This is a genomic window from Streptomyces sp. NPDC051218 (assembly GCF_044455475.1).
In the GTDB taxonomy this organism is placed as follows: domain Bacteria; phylum Actinomycetota; class Actinomycetes; order Streptomycetales; family Streptomycetaceae; genus Streptomyces.
Genome location: NZ_JBITEU010000003.1, coordinates 433151 through 452602, shown reverse-complemented (window position 1 = coordinate 452602; position 19452 = coordinate 433151). Strand labels below are relative to the sequence as shown.

Annotated in this window: 18 protein-coding genes; 12 read left to right on the top strand and 6 right to left on the bottom strand. The window is 69.2% G+C overall.

What is annotated here, in order from left to right; all coding sequences use genetic code 11:
- Position 1 precedes the first annotated feature (1 nt).
- Positions 2–727 (top strand): DUF3159 domain-containing protein, encoded by a 726-nt coding sequence (locus tag ACIBCK_RS12980; RefSeq protein ID WP_399389571.1) that lies wholly within the window; start codon positions 2–4, stop codon positions 725–727.
- 113 nt (positions 728–840) lie between these two features.
- Here ACIBCK_RS12980 and ACIBCK_RS12975 read toward each other — a convergent pair whose 3' ends face one another.
- The 4 genes from ACIBCK_RS12975 to ACIBCK_RS12960 form a co-directional block, all read right to left on the bottom strand.
- Positions 841–1518, bottom strand: coding sequence for a potassium channel family protein (locus ACIBCK_RS12975; protein WP_399389569.1), 678 nt, complete (start codon positions 1516–1518; stop codon positions 841–843).
- Positions 1518–2186: a TrkA family potassium uptake protein gene (locus tag ACIBCK_RS12970; RefSeq protein WP_367045579.1), complete on the bottom strand. Its 669-nt coding sequence runs from the start codon at positions 2184–2186 to the stop codon at positions 1518–1520. The genes ACIBCK_RS12975 and ACIBCK_RS12970 overlap by 1 nt, the downstream gene beginning before the upstream one ends.
- A 121-nt stretch (positions 2187–2307) precedes the next feature.
- The gene (locus tag ACIBCK_RS12965; protein ID WP_397715665.1) at positions 2308–2547 is read right to left on the bottom strand and encodes a hypothetical protein; all 240 of its coding nucleotides are present in this window, start codon (positions 2545–2547) and stop codon (positions 2308–2310) included.
- Positions 2547–2876: an ArsR/SmtB family transcription factor gene (locus ACIBCK_RS12960; RefSeq protein WP_399389567.1), complete on the bottom strand. Its 330-nt coding sequence runs from the start codon at positions 2874–2876 to the stop codon at positions 2547–2549. The genes ACIBCK_RS12965 and ACIBCK_RS12960 overlap by 1 nt, the downstream gene beginning before the upstream one ends.
- A 180-nt stretch (positions 2877–3056) precedes the next feature.
- Here ACIBCK_RS12960 and ACIBCK_RS12955 point away from each other — a divergent pair, with 180 nt between their 5' ends.
- The 10 genes from ACIBCK_RS12955 to ACIBCK_RS12910 all read left to right on the top strand — a co-directional run bounded on the left by ACIBCK_RS12955 (position 3057) and on the right by ACIBCK_RS12910 (position 13989).
- Positions 3057–5333, top strand: a complete 2277-nt coding sequence (locus ACIBCK_RS12955; protein WP_399389566.1) for an MMPL family transporter — start codon at positions 3057–3059, stop codon at positions 5331–5333.
- Positions 5334–5394: 61 nt separating this feature from the next.
- Positions 5395–7443, top strand: a complete 2049-nt coding sequence (locus ACIBCK_RS12950; RefSeq protein ID WP_399389564.1) for an APC family permease — start codon at positions 5395–5397, stop codon at positions 7441–7443.
- Between the two features lie 106 nt (positions 7444–7549).
- The gene (locus ACIBCK_RS12945) at positions 7550–8947 is read left to right on the top strand and encodes a class I SAM-dependent RNA methyltransferase (RefSeq protein ID WP_399389562.1); all 1398 of its coding nucleotides are present in this window, start codon (positions 7550–7552) and stop codon (positions 8945–8947) included.
- Between the two features lie 166 nt (positions 8948–9113).
- Positions 9114–9503, top strand: coding sequence for an ATP-binding protein (locus ACIBCK_RS12940; RefSeq protein ID WP_399389559.1), 390 nt, complete (start codon positions 9114–9116; stop codon positions 9501–9503).
- A gap of 146 nt (positions 9504–9649) precedes the next feature.
- Entirely contained in the window at positions 9650–10513 is an 864-nt protein-coding gene (locus tag ACIBCK_RS12935; protein ID WP_399389558.1) for a SigB/SigF/SigG family RNA polymerase sigma factor, read from the top strand.
- A gap of 124 nt (positions 10514–10637) precedes the next feature.
- Positions 10638–11042, top strand: coding sequence for an STAS domain-containing protein (locus ACIBCK_RS12930; protein WP_399389556.1), 405 nt, complete (start codon positions 10638–10640; stop codon positions 11040–11042).
- 33 nt (positions 11043–11075) lie between these two features.
- Entirely contained in the window at positions 11076–12263 is a 1188-nt protein-coding gene (locus tag ACIBCK_RS12925) for a spore photoproduct lyase family protein (protein ID WP_399389555.1), read from the top strand.
- Positions 12264–12408: 145 nt separating this feature from the next.
- Positions 12409–12579, top strand: a complete 171-nt coding sequence (locus ACIBCK_RS12920) for a hydrophobic protein (protein ID WP_361047959.1) — start codon at positions 12409–12411, stop codon at positions 12577–12579.
- A 212-nt stretch (positions 12580–12791) separates the two neighbouring features.
- A complete protein-coding gene (locus ACIBCK_RS12915; protein WP_399389554.1) occupies positions 12792–13352 on the top strand; it encodes a Dps family protein in 561 nt (186 codons plus the stop codon).
- A gap of 58 nt (positions 13353–13410) precedes the next feature.
- A complete protein-coding gene (locus ACIBCK_RS12910) occupies positions 13411–13989 on the top strand; it encodes a type 1 glutamine amidotransferase domain-containing protein (RefSeq protein WP_399389552.1) in 579 nt (192 codons plus the stop codon).
- Positions 13990–14062: 73 nt separating this feature from the next.
- Here the strand turns inward: ACIBCK_RS12910 and ACIBCK_RS12905 are convergent, their stop codons facing one another.
- Positions 14063–15961, bottom strand: a complete 1899-nt coding sequence (locus ACIBCK_RS12905) for a discoidin domain-containing protein (protein WP_399389551.1) — start codon at positions 15959–15961, stop codon at positions 14063–14065.
- A 50-nt stretch (positions 15962–16011) separates the two neighbouring features.
- Entirely contained in the window at positions 16012–17826 is a 1815-nt protein-coding gene (locus tag ACIBCK_RS12900) for a coagulation factor 5/8 type domain-containing protein (RefSeq protein WP_399389549.1), read from the bottom strand.
- 427 nt (positions 17827–18253) lie between these two features.
- Between ACIBCK_RS12900 and ACIBCK_RS12895 the strand changes: the two genes are divergently transcribed.
- On the top strand, positions 18254–19291 hold the full coding sequence (locus ACIBCK_RS12895; protein ID WP_399389783.1) for a LacI family DNA-binding transcriptional regulator: 1038 nt from the start codon (positions 18254–18256) through the stop codon (positions 19289–19291).
- The last annotated feature ends 161 nt before the right edge of the window (positions 19292–19452 follow it).

Sequence of the window (19452 nt, the reverse complement as noted above, 5' to 3'; positions counted from 1 at the left end):
GGTGACGTCCCTCGACAAGCCGACGGACCAAGGAAGCACGGATCAGGAAGCCGATTCCAGGGCCGTGACCGAGGCCGCGCTCTTCGAGGCCTTCGGCGGCGTGCGGGGCATGGTGGAGACCGTCGTCCCCGGCCTCCTCTTCGTGACGATCTTCACGATCAACAAGGACCTGCACATGTCGGCCATCGCGGCCCTCGCGGTGTCCCTGGTGCTCGTGGCGGTCCGCCTGGTCATGAAGGACACCGTCAAGCACGCCTTCAGCGGCGTCTTCGGTGTCGCCTTCGGTGTGGTCTTCGCGATGATGACCGGCAACGCGAAGGACTTCTATCTGCCGGGCATGCTCTACACGCTGGGCCTGGCCCTCGCCTACATCATCACGGCCATCGCGGGCGTCCCGCTGATCGGCCTGATCCTCGGCCCGGTCTTCAAGGAGAACCTCTCCTGGCGGACCCGCAACCCGGGCCGCAAGAAGGCGTACACCAAGGCGAGCTGGGCCTGGGGCCTGATCCTGCTCGCCAAGTGCGCGATCCTCTTCCCGCTCTACTGGTGGGCGGACACGACCCAGTTCGGCTGGGTCCTGATCGCCCTGAAGATTCCGCCCTTCCTGCTCGCCGTCTGGCTGACGTGGGTCTTCCTCGCGAAGGCTCCGCCGCCGATCGACGTGTTCGCCGAGATGGAGGCCGCGGAGAAGGCCGAGAAGGAACGCGAGCACCGGGCCGCCCCGTAAGGGGCGCGGGGAACTGCGCGACCAGCCACGGCGCACCCGCAGACGTTCGACGACAGCTGGGGGCGCCCGGAATCTTCCGGGCGCCCCCAGCTGCGTACAAGCAAGCGCAGCGACTAGCTCGCCGCGTCCTCCCGCCGCACCGACAGCAGGTCCTCCAGCTGCTCCTCGCGAGCCTGCGCCGCGACGAAGAGCAGCTCGTCGCCCGCTTCGAGGGAGTCATCCGCGGTCGGCGCGAGGACGCGCGTGCCGCGGATGATCGTCACGAGCGAGGTGTCCTCGGGCCACTGGACGTCTCCGACCGTCGTGCCCGCGAGGGCCGACTCGGGCGGCAGGGTCAGCTCGACGAGGTTCGCGTCACCGTGACTGAAGCGCAGCAGGCGTACGAGATCGCCGACGCTGACCGCCTCTTCGACGAGCGCGGACATCAGACGCGGGGTCGAGACCGCGACGTCGACACCCCAGGACTCGTTGAAGAGCCACTCGTTCTTGGGGTTGTTCACGCGGGCGACGACCCGCGGGACGCCGTACTCGGTCTTCGCGAGCAGCGAGACGACGAGGTTGACCTTGTCGTCGCCGGTCGCGGCGATCACCACGTTGCAGCGCTGGAGCGCCGCCTCGTCGAGCGAGGTGATCTCGCAGGCGTCGGCGAGCAGCCACTCGGCCTGCGGGACGCGCTCCACCGAGATGGCGGTCGGCGCCTTGTCGATGAGCAGAATCTCGTGCCCGTTCTCCAGGAGCTCACCGGCGATGGAACGTCCCACCGCGCCTGCTCCGGCAATGGCGACCCTCATCAGTGACCGCCTTCCTCGGGGCCTTCGGCGAACGCCGCTTCGACCTTCTCGACCTCGTCGGTGCGCATCATCACGTGCACCAGGTCGCCCTCCTGGAGCACCGTCTGCGAGGTCGGAAGGACCGCCTCGCCCAGCCGGGTGAGGAAGGCCACGCGGACGCCGGTCTCCTCCTGCAGCTCACTGATCTTGTGCCCGATCCAGGACGCGGACGCGTGCACCTCGGCGAGCTGTACGCCGCCGGTGGGGTCGCGCCACAGCGGCTCGGCCCCGGAGGGCAGCAGCCTGCGCAGCATCTGGTCGGCGGTCCAGCGGACCGTGGCGACGGTGGGGATGCCCAGGCGCTGGTAGACCTCGGCGCGGCGCGGGTCGTAGATGCGGGCGGCGACGTTCTCGATGCCGAACATCTCGCGGGCCACGCGGGCGGCGATGATGTTCGAGTTGTCGCCGCTGCTGACCGCGGCGAAGGCGCCCGCCTCCTCGACGCCGGCCTCGCGCAGGGTGTCCTGGTCGAAGCCGATGCCGGTGACGCGACGGCCGCCGAAGCCGGAGCCCAGCCGGCGGAAGGCGGTGGGGTCCTGGTCGATCACGGCGACCGTGTGCCCCTGTTGTTCCAGGGTCTGCGCGAGAGCGGATCCGACTCTCCCGCAGCCCATGATGACGATGTGCACGCCCGTCCTTCCGGCTGTGTCAATACTTTTTGCTCAGGCTGAACGGTAAAAGCGTCTCAGACCGACGCCCAAGCTACACACGCACGGTCCGCGGAGGGCACCCCCGTGCACCTGCCGGTGCTCAGTCCACGCTGCGCAGCAGACCCTCGACGTTCTTGAGCCGGTAGCTGAGCTCGACGATCTGCAGCCGCGCCGCTTCCTGCTCGGACCTGGCGCGCTCGACGACCTCGCGGTACTGCTCCATCGCCTCGGCCCACTGGCGGTCACGCTCGCGGTTGCGCTGCGACTGGAAGTAGGCGACCGCCACCACCGCGCCGGCGAGTATCAGGAAAAAGGCGACCGGGATGATCACGTCGTCCATTAAGACCCCTCAGGTGAGTGCTGTTCGTCCTCGTCCGACGCGTCCTGCCGGACGGCCGCGAGGATCGTGTCCACGTTCAATCGCACGTCGAACGGCGCCAGTTCGAAGTACTTGAGCGCCTTGCCGTCGTCGGAGAGCTCCAGGCGGCCGACGACGAGACCGGCCTTCTCCAGACGGTCGAGGTGCATGTAGAGCAAGGGGCGCGAGACACCGAGCCGCCGCGCCAGCTCGCTGACGTACAGCTGCCCCGGGGCGAGCTCGGTGATGATCCGGATCCGCTGGGCGTGGCCGACGGCGGAGAGAACGGCGAGCAGCTCTTCGCTGTCCATGGCCCGCCTTATCGCTGGTCCCGAAACCTGTCAGCCAAGGCTTACGCATGACGGGAACCGCTGTCAATCCGCCTCCTTGCAGCCGCACATAACAGTTGACGGCCCACTCCTTCACCTGTCAGTCTCCACTTACACATGAAGGACTGAACGCCACGAGATGGCGAAGGGGTGGGGACGATCATGGGAAAGCGATCGGTCACGGTGCGCGTGGCCCGATGGAGCGCGCTGCATCCAGGGCGCGCGGTCGTCGGCTGGCTGGTGTTCGTGGTGCTCTGCCTGGGGGGCGGCATCGCCGCCGGCATGAACAGCGCGACCTCGGAGGACTTCCGCGTCGGTGAGGCGGGCCGTGCCGAGGCCCTGGCCACCGAGGGCGGCGTCCAGCTGCGGCCCACGGAACAGGTGCTGATCCGCGCCGAGTCGGGACCGCTCGACGAGCAGGCCGCCGACGCCGCCGTCAAGGACATCACCGCCCGGATGAAGTCGCTGCCGGAGGTCGCATCGGTGGCGGCGCCGGTGCCGTCGGCGGACGGGCGGGTCCTGCGGGTCCAGGTCGAGCTCAACGGCCCCGACCAGGAGGGCAAGAAGAACGTCATCCCGCTCCAGGCCCAGACCGACCAGGTCGAGAAGGCCCACCCGGACCTGGTGATCGAGGAGGCCGGCGCCGCCTCCGTGAGCAAGGGCGTCAACGACCAGCGGGGCGAGGACCTCGCCTTCTCCGAGGCGATCACGCTGCCCGTCACGCTGATCACGCTGGCCCTGGTGTTCGGCTCGGTGGTGATGGTCGGCGTGCCGCTGCTGCTCGCCATCACCTCGATCATGGCGACCATGGGCCTGGCGATGCTGGCCTCGCACCTGCTGCCCGACACGGGCGTCGGGATGAACATGATCCTGCTCATCGGCATGGCCGTCGGCGTCGACTACACGCTCTTCTACCTCAAGCGCGAACGCGAGGAGCGGGCCCGTGCGGGCGGGCGCCTCACCTCGGAGGCGCTCGTCGAGGCAGCGGCCGCGACGGCAGGGCGCGCGATCGTCGTCTCCGGCCTCGCGGTGATCGTCTCGACCGCCGCACTGTTCCTCGCGGGTGACGTCATCTTCGACTCGCTCGCGACCGGCACCATCCTGGTCGTGGCCGTCGCCGTCATCAGCTCGGTGACCGTGCTCCCGGCCCTGCTGGTCAAGTTGGGCAGGCGTACGGAACGCCGGGCGGCGAAGCGCCGGGCGCAGGGCAAGCCAGTGAGGACGTACGGCGAGAAGAAGCCGGGACGTGCCTGGAACGCGCTGCTCGCCCCGGCCCGCAAGCGCCCCGCCCTGACGCTCTGCCTCTCCGTCCTCGTCCTGCTCGGCCTCGCGCTGCCGGCCCTGAACATGAACCTCAAGGACCCGGCCCGCGACAGCTTCTCGCGCGAGATCCCGGCGATGCAGGGTTACGACCGGCTGCTCGACGCATTCCCCGAGCAGCGCATCCGTCACCAGGTCGTGGTGCGTGCCGAGGCCGAGCAGGCCGGCGAGGTCGCCCGCGCCCTGCGCGAACTCGACCGCATGGCAGCGGCCGATCCGCTCTTCGCCCGACCCTCCGGCGCTCCGGTCCTGCGCTCCTCGAAGGACCGCAGGACGAGCACCCTGGAGCTGTACGCCTCGCACGCCACGTACTCCGACAAGGCCGTCGCCACCCTCGACCACCTGCGCGACGACTACCTCCCCGAGACCGTCGGCAAGCTGCCCGGCGTCGAGACGGCCACCACCGGCGAGGTGCCGCGCGGCACGGACTATGTGGAGCACCAGAACCAGAAGCTGCCGCTCGTCCTCGGTTTCCTGCTCCTGATGACCTTCGCCATGACGGTCTTCGCGTTCCGCTCGATCGTCCTCGGACTGCTCGGCGTCGTGCTCAACCTGCTCTCCGCCGCGTCCGCGCTCGGGCTGCTCGTCCTGGTCTTCCAGGGGAAGTGGGCCGAGGAACTGCTCTCGTTCATCTCGCTCGGCGGGATCTCCTCGCGCGTCCCGCTCTTCCTCTTCGTGATCCTCTTCGGGCTCTCGATGGACTACCAGGTGTTCGTCGTCAGCCGGATCCGGGAGGCCGCGCTGAACGGCGTACCCACCCGGCAGGCCGTCATCGAGGGCATCGGCTCATCGGCCAAGGTCGTCACCAGCGCCGCGATCGTCATGGTCACCGTCTTCGCGAGCTTCGTGATGCTGCACATCCTGGAGATGAAGCAGATGGGCTTCGTCCTCGCGGTGGCCGTTCTGCTCGACGCGTTCGTGATCCGCATCATGATCCTGCCGGCGGCGCTGCTGCTCCTGGGGCGCGCCACCTGGTGGCCGTCCCGCGCGATCCACCGCGCCGAGCAGCGGGTGGCCGAGCGGTACGGGTCCCGGGAGGTGCCGCTCGCACCGCAAGGCGCCGACGGGCGTCCGGTTTCCGGGCATTGGGCGGAGCCCCCGGCGGCGCGTCGTGGCTAACCGGCGCGCTTAGGGGGTGGTGGGTGGGCGGGCACCCAATCGAACGCTTACGATCCTCTGCGTGTCCAAACTGACCGACGTGCCCAAACGGATCCTCATCGGGCGCGCACTGCGCAGCGACCGGCTCGGAGAAACCCTCCTGCCGAAGCGCATCGCTCTACCCGTGTTCGCGTCCGACCCGCTCTCCTCCGTGGCCTATGCGCCGGGGGAAGTGCTCCTTGTCCTCTCGATCGCGGGTGTGTCGGCGTACCACTTCAGCCCCTGGATCGCCGTCGCGGTCGTCGTGCTGATGTTCACCGTCGTCGCGTCGTACCGGCAGAACGTGCATGCCTACCCGAGTGGTGGTGGCGACTACGAGGTCGCCAACACCAACCTCGGCCCCAAGGCGGGACTGACCGTCGCGAGCGCGCTGCTCGTCGACTACGTCCTGACCGTGGCGGTGTCCATCTCATCGGGCATCGAGAACCTCGGCTCGGCGATCCCGTTCGTCGTCGAGCACAAGGTGCTCTGCGCGGTCGCCGTCATCGTGCTCCTCACGGTGATGAACCTGCGCGGCGTGAAGGAGTCGGGCAAGCTCTTCGCCATCCCGACGTACGTCTTCGTGGCCGGCGTCTTCATCATGATCGCCTGGGGTGCCTTCCGCGGCATCGTCCTGGACGAGACGATGAAGGCGCCCACCGCGGACTACGAGATCAAGCCGGAGCACGGCGGTCTCGCGGGCTTCGCGCTCGTCTTCCTGCTCCTGCGGGCCTTCTCCTCCGGCTGCGCCGCGCTCACCGGCGTCGAGGCGATCAGCAACGGCGTCCCGGCCTTCCGCAAGCCCAAGAGCAAGAACGCGGCGAGCACCCTGGCCCTGATGGGCGCCCTGGCCGTGACGATGTTCTGCGGCATCATCGCGCTCGCCATGACGACCAAGGTCCGCATGGCCGAGTACCCGGGCAAGGACCTCTTCCACAACGGCGTCCCGGTCGGCGCCGACTACGTGCAGAACCCGGTGATCTCGCAGGTCGCCGAGGCCGTCTTCGGCAACGGCAGCTTCCTGTTCATCGTGCTCGCCGCCGCCACCGCGCTCGTCCTCTTCCTCGCGGCCAACACGGCGTACAACGGCTTCCCGCTGCTCGGCTCGATCCTCGCGCAGGACCGCTACCTGCCGCGCCAGCTGCACACCCGCGGCGACCGGCTCGCCTTCTCCAACGGCATCGTGCTGCTCGCGGGCGCCGCGGCCCTCCTCGTTGTCATCTACGGCGCGGACTCGACCCGCCTCATCCAGCTCTACATCGTCGGCGTCTTCGTCTCCTTCACGCTCAGCCAGATCGGCATGGTCCGGCACTGGAACCGCCATCTGCGCAAGGAGAAGGACCAGGCCAAGCGGCGCCACATGATCCGTTCGCGGGCGATCAACACCTTCGGCGCCTTCTTCACGGGCATGGTCCTGGTCGTCGTACTCGTCACGAAGTTCACGCACGGCGCGTGGGTCGCCCTGCTCGGCATGTGCATCTTCTACGCGACGATGTCGGCGATCCGCCGCCACTACGACCGCGTCGCCGAGGAGATCGCCGCCCCGGACACCCCCTCGGACGACAGCGTTCGCCCCTCCCGCGTGCACTCCATCGTCCTGGTCTCCAAGATCCACCGCCCGACGCTGCGCGCCCTGGCCTACGCCAAGCTGATGCGCTCGGACACGCTCGAAGCGCTGAGCATCAACGTCGACCCGGCGGAGACCAAGGCCCTGCGGGCCGAGTGGGAGCGGCGCGGCATCACCGTCCCGCTGAAGATCCTCGACTCGCCCTACCGCGAGATCACGCGGCCGATCATCGAGTACGTCAAGGGCCTGCGCAAGGAGAGCCCGCGCGACGTGGTCAGCGTGATCATCCCGGAGTACGTGGTGGGCCACTGGTACGAGCACCTGCTGCACAACCAGAGCGCGCTCAGGCTCAAGGGACGCCTGCTGTTCACCCCCGGCGTGATGGTGACATCCGTCCCCTACCAGCTCGACTCCTCCGAGGCCGCGAAGAAGCGGGCCCGCAAGCGCTCGGAGTGGAACGCGCCGGGCGCGGTGCGGCGGGGCCCGGTGGAAAAGCGCCACAAGGAGCCGAGCAACAAGGCCTGACCCCTGCTGCTGGTGAGCGGCCGGACCACACCCACGTAGACTGGTGGGCTGTTGTCCGGCCGTTTCCTTTCGGCCGATCCCCCTTACGTAGTGGAGTCACCCCGCCATGCAGGCAGAACCGAAGAAATCGCAGGCGGGGAACGCGAAGGAGGACGCGCGCGCGGAGGCCTCGCGGGCGGAGGGCTCGCAGGCGGCCTCGCTCATCGGCAAGGAGTACGAGGTCGAGGTGGGCCCGGTCGCCCACGGCGGCCACTGCGTGGCCCGCACGGCTGAGGGCCGCGTGCTCTTCGTCCGGCACACGCTCCCGGGCGAGAAGGTCATCGCGCGCGTGACGGACGGTGACGAGGAGAGCCGCTTCCTGCGTGCCGACGCGGTGACGGTCCTCGATGCGTCCAAGGACCGCGTCGAGGCCCCCTGCCCGTACGCGGGCCCCGGCCGCTGCGGCGGCTGCGACTGGCAGCACGCGAAGCCGGGGGCGCAGCGCCGGCTCAAGGGCGAGGTCATCACGGAGCAGCTCCAGCGCCTGGCAGGACTGACCCCCGAGGAGGCGGGCTGGGACGGCACGGTCGTCCCGGCCGAGGGCGACAAGCTGCCCCCGGGCGAGGTCCCGTCCTGGCGCACCCGCGTCCAGTACGCGGTGGACCCCGACGGCAACGCGGGCCTGCGCCGCCACCGCTCGCACGAGGTCGAGCCCATCGAGCACTGCATGATCGCCGCTCCCGGGGTCTCCGAGCTGGGCATCGAGAAGCACGACTGGTCCGGCATGGCGTCGGTGGAGGCGATCGCGGCGACGGGCTCCCAGGACCGCCAGGTCATCCTGGAACCGAAGCCGGGCGCGCGCCTGCCCCTCGTTGAGCTGGACAAGCCGGTCTCGGTCCTCCGAGTCGCCGAACAGGACGGCGGCATCCACCGCGTCCACGGCCGCCCCTTCGTCCGCGAACGCGCCGACGGCCGCACGTACCGCGTCGGCAACGGCGGCTTCTGGCAGGTCCACCCGAAGGCGGCAGAGACGCTGATGCTCGCCGTGATGCAGGGCCTCACGCCCCGCAAGGGCGACACGGCCCTGGACCTCTACTGCGGAGTGGGCCTCTTCGCGGGCGCGATCGCCGACCGGGTCGGCGACAAGGGCGCGGTCCTCGGCATCGAGTCCGGCAAGCGAGCGGTCGAGGACGCCCGCCACAACCTTGCGGCCTTCGACCGCGTCCGCATCGAACAGGGCAAGGTCGAGGCCACCCTGCCGCGCACGGGCATCACAGAGGTCGACCTGATCGTCCTGGACCCGCCACGCGCGGGCGCGGGCAAGCAGACGGTGAAGCACCTCGTGGGCCTGGGAGCGCGTCGCATCGCCTACGTGGCCTGCGACCCGGCCGCGCTGGCACGGGACTTGGGGTACTTCCGGGATGGGGGGTATCGGGTGCGGTCGCTGCGGGCGTTCGATCTGTTTCCGATGACGCATCATGTGGAGTGTGTGGCGATTCTGGAGCCGGTGAAGAAGGACGACTGATCCGAGAACGGGTGAGGGGCGGACTCGACCTGGGACGGTCGCGTCCGTCCCCTTTTGTGTGCGTGGGTGGGAGTGTCGCGTGCGGTGGCTCGGGCAGACGGGATGACACGAAGGTGTGTCTGTCGCCATACGAGTAGCAACGCTGCAGAGAGGGGCGGAGGTCTTCATGACCAGTCATACGGCGCCCGAGATCCAGGACATGGCCTGTCACGACGCGCGCGCCGAGGTCAGGGCAGTCCTGGAGTCCGTCTGCCTGTCCCCGTCCTCGTCCCGGGCCAGGCGGTTTCGTGAGGATGCTCTGCTGGTGACCAGCGAGCTGACGTCCAATGCCATTCTGCACGGCGGAGGGCTCACGCTGTTCAGCGCCCGCGTCGAGGACGGGTCCCTGGTGGTGCGGGTGGGTGACCGCAGCACGGTGGCGCCTCACCTCGTACGCCAGAACCCGAGGCTGCCCGGTGGGTTCGGCTGGATGATCGCCCAGCGTCTCGCCTCGCGCGTCTCCGTCGACGTACAGCCCGAGGGCAAGACCGTCACAGCGGTCCTGGCCCTGCCCTGAACCACCGCTCACTCAGCTCCGCTCACGCACCACTCGCCACTTGTGACGATCACTTTGGGTTTCGCGTGCATGATCGTCTCTCTGCCGGGTACCCGCGCCAGCACGGGGTGGACAGGCAAGCTCGAACGACATAAGGGGCAGGGTGCATGACGACCGTGGCGACGCAGGAGATGACCCAGGCCGCCAAGGCCCAGGAGGACCTCGTCGAGCAGGCTCTCGCGGATCCGTCCTCCATCGCGCCGAGGGATGCGCGGGAGATCGGCAAGCGGTTCTTCGACCGGCTGACCCAGCTGGAGGAGGGGACGCACGAGTACCAGTACGTGCGTAACACCCTGATCGAGATGAACCTCTCCCTCGTGCAGTACGCGGCTTCCCGGTTCCGTCACCGTGGCCAGGAGGAGATGGAGGACATCGTTCAGGTCGGCACGATCGGCCTGATCAAGGCGATCGACCGGTTCGAGCTGACCCGCGAGGTCGAGTTCGCCACCTTCGCCGTCCCTTACATCACCGGCGAGATCAAGCGGTTCTTCCGCGACACCAGCTGGGCCGTGCACGTGCCGCGCCGTCTGCAGGAAGCCCGCATCGAACTGTCCAAGGCCACCGAGGAGTTGCGCACGCGCCTGGGGCGCAACCCCTCCACGGCCGAGCTGGCCGAGCTGATGCAGTTGGAGCCGGCGGAGGTCGCCCAGGCCCAGATGGCGGCCAACGGCTACAACGCCGCCTCCCTGGACGCCGCGGTGATGAACGGAAGTGAGGAATCCGATACGGCGCTGGCCGATTTCATCGGCTTCGAAGAGGATTCCTACGACCTGATCGACAACTTCAACTCCCTGGCCCCGCTCATCGCCGGCCTCGACGAGCGTGAGCGCACGCTGATCCATCTCCGCTTCGTCGAGGAGCAGACCCAGGCGCAGATCGGCGAGGTGCTCGGCATCTCGCAGATGCACGTCTCGCGGCTGATCACCCGCGTCGTGGCCAAGCTCCGCACCGGCCTGATGGCCACCAACTAGGCAGGCCCGGCTCCTGGCCACCAACTAGGCAGGCCCGGCTCCTCCGGAACCGGAACCGCCCTCCGTCACCCTGTGGCGGAGGGCGGGGTGCATTGACGGCAGAGTCTGTGTCAGGGTGCCTTTCATGACATCAGGCAGACCGAAAGTACGTCTCGACCAGCAGGAACGCGTGGCGGTGATCACGCTCCACGGCGACGTGGACCTGCACGATCTCACTGAGGTCACCGGCACCTTCACGCAGGCGCTGTCCGACATCTCGACGGATGCGACACTGATCGGCCTGTCGGAAGTGACCTTCGCCGACAGCACTTTCCTCAACCAGCTCCTCCAGGCGTTCTCCGAGCACACCGCACAGGGCAGGCCGCTCGTTCTCACCGGGCCCCTGCACTCGGCAGTGGAACGGCTGCTGCAGATCACCGGCACCGACTCGATCCTGCCCCTCGCCCGCACCGCGCAGGAGGGGCTGCGGCAGCTCCAGGCCGCCTCCCTCTCCACGGTGCGGGACCAGGGCCCCGAAGTCGGCATCTGACCGACGACGGCCAGGCGCGGAAAGGGACGGTACGTGGACCGGTCGGCGGCGGGATCCGGCTCGGGGGAGCCGGAGCAGTCCGGGCAGCAGGCGCTTTTCGCGTGGTCGGACACCCCGTCGGCGCCGGCCGCCGCGCACGGGGCCTTCCGGGACAGCCCGCAGGCCCGGCGCCTGCTCGACGTGCGGGAGGTCTACGCGGAGCCCGCGGCTCTCGAATCTCCGCGTGGGCAACAGATCATGGCCCGGCTGCCGGGCGTGCGCGTGACCGAGGTCGAAAGCCACTGGCGCATTCCCTCCCTGCACGGCAACGACGGCAACATCGCCCGGTGGGTCCGCATCAAGACCGGGACGCTCGTCCTCGGGGTCAAGCACACGCTCGCCACACGCCCCAACGGCAGGTCGGCCGACTGGATCGCGCCCGGCCCCTCCAACGGGTGTGCGATGGCCTGCGCCTACTGCTACGTGCCCCGCCGCAAGGGCTACGCCAACCCCATCACCCTGTTCACCAACATCGAGGCGATCGTCGCCCATGTCCGGCGCCACGTACGGGCCCAGGGGCGCAAGACGGAACCCAACCAGTGCGACCCCCGGTCATGGGTCTACGACATCGGTGAGAACGGTGACTGCTCCGTCGACGCCCTGGTCTGCGACAACACCGCGGATCTGGTGGCCGCGTTCCGCGGCCTGCCGACGGCGAAGGCCTCCTTCGCCACCAAGTTCGTCAATCCCGATCTGCTCGCCCTCGACCCACAGGGGCGCACCCGGGTGCGGTTCTCCCTCATGCCCGCCGTCGATGCCCGACTGCTGGACATCCGCACCAGCCCGATCGCCGAGCGGATCGCCGCGGCCGCCGACTTCCTCGATGCCGGCTACGAGGTTCACTTCAACCTCTCACCGGTCGTGCTGCGTCCGGGGTGGCAGCAGGACTGGGCCGATCTGTTCGACCATCTCGACGATGTCCTGCCCGCCCGCGTGAAGGAGCAGGCGGCAGCCGAGATCATCATGCTGACCCACAACCGGTCGCTCCACGAGGTCAATCTGGGCTGGCACCCGCGCGCGGAGGAGGTGCTGTGGCAGCCGGACGCCCAGGAGACCAAACGCTCCCGGAACGGGGCCCTCAACGTGCGCTACGCCCAGGACGTCAAACGGCAGTCCCTGGTACGCCTCAAGCAGCTGCTTGCGGACCACGCGCCGTGGCTGCGCGTCAGGTACGCCTTCTGATCTTCTCCGGCGGGGTGTGCATGACCGGGGCGGAAGGGGGCACTCCAGGGTGCGGTGCATGCCCTGCAAACCGTGAAAGAAACGCGCCTTTTGTGTGTTTGTAGGTGAGAGTTAAGAGCACATGGCGGTCAGGAGGTTGATAACAATGGTTCCCCTGATTCTGGTTCTTCTTCTGGCTCTGCTGCTCTTCGGTGCGGGCTTCGCACTCAAGGCACTGTGGTGGATCGCCGTCATCGTGCTCGTGGTGTGGCTGCTCGGCTTCGTGATCCGGCCCGCCGCGAGTGGCGGCCGCAAGGGCCGCTGGTACCGATGGTGATCCGCGTCGCACGACACCTTGCATGACCCATCGCATGACACGGGGCGGGCCCGGCCTTCTGAAGGCCGGGCCCGCCCCGTGTCATGCCCCCTGCGCGGGGCTGCGGGGTCCGATTTTCGACCGCCCTCCCTGATTGCGTACGCCGATCACGGGTACTGGGAGGGGCGAAACCCCGTTATGGGGTGAAACCGTACGAGACAGGAGTTATAGCCATGGCTTCCGAGACCACCCCCCGCTACACCGTCCCGGGACTCACGGTGCAGGACGCCGGCTCGGTCATCGAAGTGCTGCAGCAGCGCCTGCACTCCCTCAATGACCTCCACCTCACGCTCAAGCACGTCCACTGGAACGTCGTCGGTCCGCACTTCATCGCCGTGCACGAAATGCTCGACCCGCAGGTCGACCGGGTGCGCGACATGGCCGACGACGTCGCCGAGCGCCTCGCCGCCCTGGGCGGTGTCGCCCACGGCACACCCGGTGCGCTCGTCGCGGAGCGCTCCTGGCAGGACTACAGCGTGGGCCGCGCGGACGCGATAGCCCACCTCGGCGCGCTCGACCTTGTGTACACCGGCCTGGTCCAGGACCTGCGCCTCGCGATCAAGACCGTGGGGGAGATCGACCCGGCCACCGAGGACCTGCTGATCGGGCAGCTGCGCGACCTGGAGCAGTTCCAGTGGTTCGTACGGGCGCACCTGGAAACCGCCGGCGGCTCCCTTGCCACGGCCGACGCCACCACCGAGAAGGAAGCCGCCGAGCAGTCCATCGACCGGTGACGGTCACGGTCACCACGCGGCCCACGAACGAGAGAAAACGAGAGAAAGGCGCATCATCATGTCCGACAAGCCGCTCGAAGGTCGCCGCGTGCTGGTACTCGTCTCCAACTACGGCGTTGAGCAGGACGAGTTGCTGGTACCGGTCCATCGGCTGCAGGAGGACGGCGCGGACGTCACCGTCGCAGCCGTGACCTCGGATCCCGTCCAGACCCTGGTGGGTGACCGGGACCCCGGCGAGACGATGAAGCCCACCACCACGCTCGACACGCTGGATCCCGGCGCCCACGAGCTGCTGCTGCTCCCCGGCGGCACCATCAACGCCGACCAGCTCCGCCTGGAGTCCAAGGCCCTCGAGACGATCAGGGCGTTCGCGGAGTCGGGGCGGCCGATCGCCGCGATCTGCCACGGGCCCTGGGCCCTGGTGGAAGCCGATGTCCTGCGCGGCAAGACCCTGACCTCCTACCCGTCGGTCCGTACCGACGCCCGCAACGCGGGGGCCAAGAGCTGGGTGGACGAAGCTGTCGTGAGCGACAGCGCCAACGGCTACACCCTGATCACGTCACGGACGCCGAAGGACCTCGACGACTTCCTGGGCGCCGTCCACCAGACCCTGGCCGGGACCGGCGGAAGCCGGTGAGCGGTGCCCGTGCCCGGCCGGAGGGGAGTCCGGCCGGGCACGGGGTCTGTACGCGAGAGGGGCTGGGGGTGCGTCAGCTCTTCTGCTCCACCCGCACCCAGTCGATCTCCGCCTTCACCCCGCCCGCCGCGATCCTGTCGACGCTTGACTGCGGCAGGCCCCAGTACGGCTGGGTGACCTTGTTCCAGCCGGCCGGGTAGGCGCCGCCCAGGGCGAGGTTGAGGATCACGTACTGGTTGTGGTCGAAGACCCACTCGCCGCGGGTGGACTCCAGTTTGTTGCGCGTCGTCTCCTGGACGAGGCGGTCGTCGACGGAGAAGCGCATGGCCGTCGGTGTCCACTCCACCGCGTACGTGTGCCACTGGTCGGCTCTGCCGCCGTCGGGGTAGGTCTGGCGGGCGCCGATGTTGCCGTCCGCCGAGTAACCGGGGCCGTGCAGGGCGGAGCTCGTCCAGTCCGCGTAGCCGATGTTCTCCATGATGTCGGTCTCGCCGGATGCGGGCCATGAGACGTCCGGGTCGTCCACGTCGCTGCCCAGCATCCAGAATGCGGGCCAGAACCCGTCGCCGACCGGCAGTTTCATGCGCGCGCTGACCTTGCCGTACGTGAAGTCGAGCTTGGTGTTGGTGTCGATGCGGCCCGAGGTGAAGTCGTAGGTGCCGCCGCCCGCGGTGGTGCAGTTGTCGCAGTACTTCGCCTCGAGGACCAGACTGCCGTTCTCCGTACGGATGTTGTCCGTGGAGTCGACGTACGCCTGCGATTCGCCGTTGACCGACCCCATCTCCTGACCGGTCCTGACGACACGCCACTTGGAGCGGTCCAGGCTCCCGGCGGTGAAGTCGTCGAAGAGCGTCGTCCGGTACGAACCCGACTGCTCGCCCGGCAGCGCCGGATACGCTGCGGACGCGCTGCCTCCCGTGCCCCACACCTCGAACTCGTAGAGGGAGTAACCGAATTGGGCGGTGGCCGGAGCTGGGTTGTAGAAGGACCTGCGTTCCTTGCCGAGCATCCGTACATAGCGGCCGGTCGCGGGCTGCGAGAGCCGCACGTTGTCGTGCAGACCCACCGCGTCCCCGGGGGACTTGATGTTCGCCCGCCGCGCCGCGACCTCCGCCGCGGATGGCTTGTGGACCGTACGCCAGGTCCTGTTGTCGTCCGAGACCTGGAGTTCGTAGTCGACCGCGTAGGCCGCCTCCCAGTACAGGTCCACCGTGTCGATGGTGGAGCGCGCCCCCAGGTCGACCGAGATCCAGCGGTTGGCGTTCCAGTCGCTCGACCAGCGGCTCTGGTCCGCCTTGAGTTCCGCGGGCCGGCCGCCGTCGGTGGCGAAGGAGGGTAAATTGCCCGCGTGCTGATAGCGGTTGGTGTAGGCGGGGTGGTTCAGGGCGAGGTTCGTGCGGGTCGTCGACGCCGGGGCGGGTGCCCCGCCGTAGACCTTGAAGGCGTGCAGCGAATAGCCGTAGGGCGTGGCACGTTCGATGCCGCGCATCCTGACGTAGCGCCCCGTCACCTCCTGCGGGTACGTGTGCGCGGTGACGGTGCCTCCGGTGCCCTCGGTCTCGGTGTAGAAGGGGGTCCAGTCGGTGCCGTTCCCGGAGATCTCCAGGGCGTACTTCTTGCCGTAGGCGGCTTCCCAGTCCAGCACGACGCGATCGACGCGCAGGGTGGCGCCGAGGTCGAGGCGTATCCACGCGTCGTCGGCGAACTGGCTCGACCAGCGGGTCGAGGCGTTGCCGTCGAAGGCGGCCCCCGGGCCGGGGGTGCCGGGCTCGTTGCCGGACGCGGTCGCGGACCCCGGGTTCGCGGTGTACGCCTCGGCGGCGCGGTCGGTGTCCCAGGCCGCGACGGCGACCGCGCCGGGAGGGTCGGCGGGCGCGGCGGAGGCGAGGCCCGTCATCAGGGCCAGGCCGCAGGCCGTCGCGAGCGCGACGACGGGGGTGAGTCTCTTTCTTCGGAAGGTGCCGGAGTGCATGTCGCTCTCCTCACGGATGGGGACGTAACTGGTCTGGGGGGTAAGGCGGTTCAGGGGTACGAGACCACCGTGGACGGCACCGTGTCGGAGCCCGACGTGGGAGACCCGATCCCGTTGATGACGTGCGCGTACTGGCCCTTGCCGCCGAGTGAGACGACGAGCAGGTGGTGGAACTTCACGCCCGCCTTGTTCGGCGCGGCGAAGCCGTGTTCCTGCACGATGGTCGGGTCGACGTTGTAGTAGCAGTAGCTGCCGAGGCCCCAGCCCTCGTGGGTGTTGACGGAGTCGGCGACCTTGTACGCGGCGAAGCCCCGGATGCTGCCGTTCTGGATGGCGGCCTGATTGGGGGCGTCGTAGGCCTTCTCGTTCTGGTAGAAGATCGTGCGCCCGCGCTCGCCGTTCCACTGCACGTCGTACTTGTTGAAGTGCTCCACGAACAGGCCCGTGGCCAGGACGTCCGCGCCGTTGACGACGACGCCGTAGTCGGCCCGGTTGGTCTCCCAGCCGACGCCGTCACCGTGGTCGGCGCGCCAGACCCAGGTGTGGTCGACGATGGTGTGGCGGCTGTTGATCACCATGCTGGTGGTGGCCTTGCCCGCCCCCGCGCCGCCGATACGGATGAACACGTCCTGGACGGTGGTCGGGTTGCCGACGTGCGAGGCGCTCGCGCCCGCGGGGCCGACCTCGACGAGCGTCGGGGAGTTCTGCGGCCCCGCGTCGACCAGGAACCCGGCGAGCCGCACCCCGTCCACGTCGGCGGTCTTCACCGCGGTGGCCCCGCCGTCCGGGATGAGGGTGGCGTACCCGATGCCGAGGACGACGGTGTTCGCCCGCTTGACCTCGATCGGCCGGTCGAGGTGGTAAATGCCGGGCGTGAGCAGGAGGTTGAGCCCCTGGTCGAGGGCGGCGTTGAGGGTGGCCGCGCTGTCGCCCGGCTTGGCGAGGTAGAAGGCGGACAGGGAGAGGGACTGGCCCTGCGGGGTGCCGCTGCCCCAGCTGGTGCCGCGGGCGTTGGTGCGCAGGGCGGGCAGGAAGACCTTGTACTCCGCGCCGTCGAGGTAGATGAAGGGCTTCTCGCGGGAGTACGGGGTGTTGTTCAGGGTGGTGTAGGGCGGGTTGGGGAAGGAGTCGCCGGGCGCGCCCTCCACCCCGGAGAACACCATGTTCCACACCGCGTTCAGCCAGCCGCCGATCGAGCTGTCGCGGGTGTACCACTGCTGCTGGGAGTACGGCTGGACGGTGCCGTCGATGCGGCTGTCGGCGATGTAGCCGCCGCTGGCCCAGCCGTAGCCGTTGGGCGCGAGGTTCAGGTCGCCGCGTATGTGCATGCGGCGGAACGGGGCGGCCTGGGAGACCGCCCAGCGGTTGGCGCCGCTGACCGGGGAGAGGGAGAGATTCTCCGCCGAGCGCCAGAAGTTCTGCGTCGCGTTTCCGTTGAACCAGCCCGCGTCGACGGTGACGTCGCCGTTGAAGTGCGTGTTGTCGGGGGAGAGGCCGAGGCCCATGATCGAGGTGTAGAAACCGATCTGGGCGTTGAGGCCGCTGTAGTTGCCGGGCTTGAACAGCAGGGCGTAGCGGGCCGAGCCGAACTGCGCCGATTCCTGCTGCTTGAAGATCTCGTCCAGTTTCGCCTGGATGCCGCCGGTGGACGGGTCGAAGACGATGACGTTCGGGCCGAAGTCGGGGGCGAGGGCGTTCGCCGGCTGAGGGCGGCGGGCGGCGGGCGCCTGCGCCGGGGGCGCGTCGGGAGCGGCGACCGCCTGCGAGGCGAGCAGGCCGGTGGCCGGGACGGCGAGGGCGGCGGCGAGGGCGGAGCGGCGGGAGAGGGTGGATCTGGGGGCGGGCGAAGGCTGGTGCTCGGACATGGCAAGTCCTTCTGTCGGCGGGGCGGTTGGCGCGCTGAGGTGCTCGTGGTGGGGGCGGTGCGGCTCCGGAGTGATGGGGGCGGAGCGGGAGTCCCGTACTTGAGTTCAGATACTTAAGTTCAGAACCTGAACAGTGAGCTCGGAGAGAGCGCTCTCTCGCGTTGGATAGTTGTGTCTCGGACGAGGCGCGTCAAGGGGGTGCGCACGATGTCGCGCTGACTGGACGGAGAGAAGTCAACTAGGTGCCGCTGTGGGCAAGTTGACGTCAATGAGGGGTACGTGGGGTGAAATGTCCACGGGGGTATGGGCGCGGGCACAACCGCGGTTGTCGGCACGGGAGTTGATATAACGCCCGCCTCGGAGAACCGAACGATCTCCCGACCGGTTGCTACCCGGTTGCTATAAAGACCCGGTGACTGCCGACGCCATGCGCCCCGCCCGCCCCGTGACCCTGGAGGACGTGGCCAGGACGGCCGGGGTGTCGCGCGCCACCGTCTCCCGGGTCGTGAACGGCGCGCCCACCGTCGACCCGGTGCTGCGCCGCAAGGTGGAGGAAGCGGTCGAGGCCACCGGCTACGTCCCCAATCAGGCCGCCCGCTCCCTGGTGACCCAGCGGACCGACTCCATGGCTCTGGTGGTGTCCGAGCGGGAGCGTCGGCAGGTCGAGGCTCCCTTCGTGGGCCGGATGTTCACCGACCCGCACTTCGGGCGGGTGGTCGGCGGGCTCCTGGACGTGCTGCGCCCGGCGGGGGTCCAGATGGTCCTGATGCTGGTCGACGACGACACCTCGCGCCGACAGCTGCTGTCGTATCTGCGCCAGGGTCACGTGGACGGCGCTGTGCTCGTCTCCTCGCACGCCTCCGATCCGCTGCCGGGGCTGCTCGCGGAGACCGGCCTGCCCGCCGTGCTCGCGGGGCGCCCGGCGGAGACGGTTCCGCTGCCGTACGTCGAGGTGGATCAGCGGGTGGGTGCGCGGATGGCCGTCGACCGCCTGGTCGCCGGGGGCCGCCGCAGGATCGCCACCATCGCCGGTCCGCAGGACATGCCGGCCGCCCAGGAGCGCCTCGAAGGTTTCCGCGAGGCGCTGGCCGCGCACGGGATCACCGACGCTCCCTGGGCCGAAGCGGACTTCACCCGGGTGGGCGGGGCCGAGGCGATGCGGCGGCTGCTGTCCCAACACCCCGACTTGGACGGCGTGTTCGTCGCATCGGACCTGATGGCGCAGGGCGCGCTGCAGACGCTGCTGCGGGCGGGCAGGGTGCTGCCACGGGACGTGGCGGTGGTCGGCTTCGACGACAGCGAGGCCGCCCGATCCTGCGAGCCCGCACTGACGACGGTCCGGCAGCCGGTGGAGGAGATGGCCGCCGAGATGGCCCGACTCCTGCTGTCCCGAATCAAGCAGCCGGGGGAGGCGCCGCTGTCGATGGTGTTCCGTCCGGTGTTGGTTGAGCGGGCTTCGGGGTGAGGGGTGGGGGGTGGGGGGCGAGTGGGGGATCGCTCCGCGGCGCGGGGGAGACTGGGAGGCGGGGGCGGGCCGGAGTCGGGCCTGGAGGGGGGAAGCGTGGGGGGATCTGATCTCCCGGTAGCCCGGTAGCCCGGTAGCCCGGTAGCCCGGGAGTCCGGGAG

Coding starts and splice junctions, on each gene's coding strand:
- ACIBCK_RS12935 (WP_399389558.1), top strand. CDS start 9,650: ATGACGACCGTGGCGACGCAGGAGATGACCCAGGCCGCCAAGGCCCAG.
- ACIBCK_RS12930 (WP_399389556.1), top strand. CDS start 10,638: ATGACATCAGGCAGACCGAAAGTACGTCTCGACCAGCAGGAACGCGTG.
- ACIBCK_RS12975 (WP_399389569.1), bottom strand. CDS start 1,518: ATGAGGGTCGCCATTGCCGGAGCAGGCGCGGTGGGACGTTCCATCGCC.
- ACIBCK_RS12960 (WP_399389567.1), bottom strand. CDS start 2,876: ATGGACAGCGAAGAGCTGCTCGCCGTTCTCTCCGCCGTCGGCCACGCC.
- ACIBCK_RS12905 (WP_399389551.1), bottom strand. CDS start 15,961: ATGCACTCCGGCACCTTCCGAAGAAAGAGACTCACCCCCGTCGTCGCG.
- ACIBCK_RS12955 (WP_399389566.1), top strand. CDS start 3,057: ATGGGAAAGCGATCGGTCACGGTGCGCGTGGCCCGATGGAGCGCGCTG.
- ACIBCK_RS12900 (WP_399389549.1), bottom strand. CDS start 17,826: ATGTCCGAGCACCAGCCTTCGCCCGCCCCCAGATCCACCCTCTCCCGC.
- ACIBCK_RS12965 (WP_397715665.1), bottom strand. CDS start 2,547: ATGGACGACGTGATCATCCCGGTCGCCTTTTTCCTGATACTCGCCGGC.
- ACIBCK_RS12895 (WP_399389783.1), top strand. CDS start 18,254: ATGCGCCCCGCCCGCCCCGTGACCCTGGAGGACGTGGCCAGGACGGCC.
- ACIBCK_RS12910 (WP_399389552.1), top strand. CDS start 13,411: ATGTCCGACAAGCCGCTCGAAGGTCGCCGCGTGCTGGTACTCGTCTCC.
- ACIBCK_RS12945 (WP_399389562.1), top strand. CDS start 7,550: ATGCAGGCAGAACCGAAGAAATCGCAGGCGGGGAACGCGAAGGAGGAC.
- ACIBCK_RS12920 (WP_361047959.1), top strand. CDS start 12,409: ATGGTTCCCCTGATTCTGGTTCTTCTTCTGGCTCTGCTGCTCTTCGGT.
- ACIBCK_RS12940 (WP_399389559.1), top strand. CDS start 9,114: ATGACCAGTCATACGGCGCCCGAGATCCAGGACATGGCCTGTCACGAC.
- ACIBCK_RS12915 (WP_399389554.1), top strand. CDS start 12,792: ATGGCTTCCGAGACCACCCCCCGCTACACCGTCCCGGGACTCACGGTG.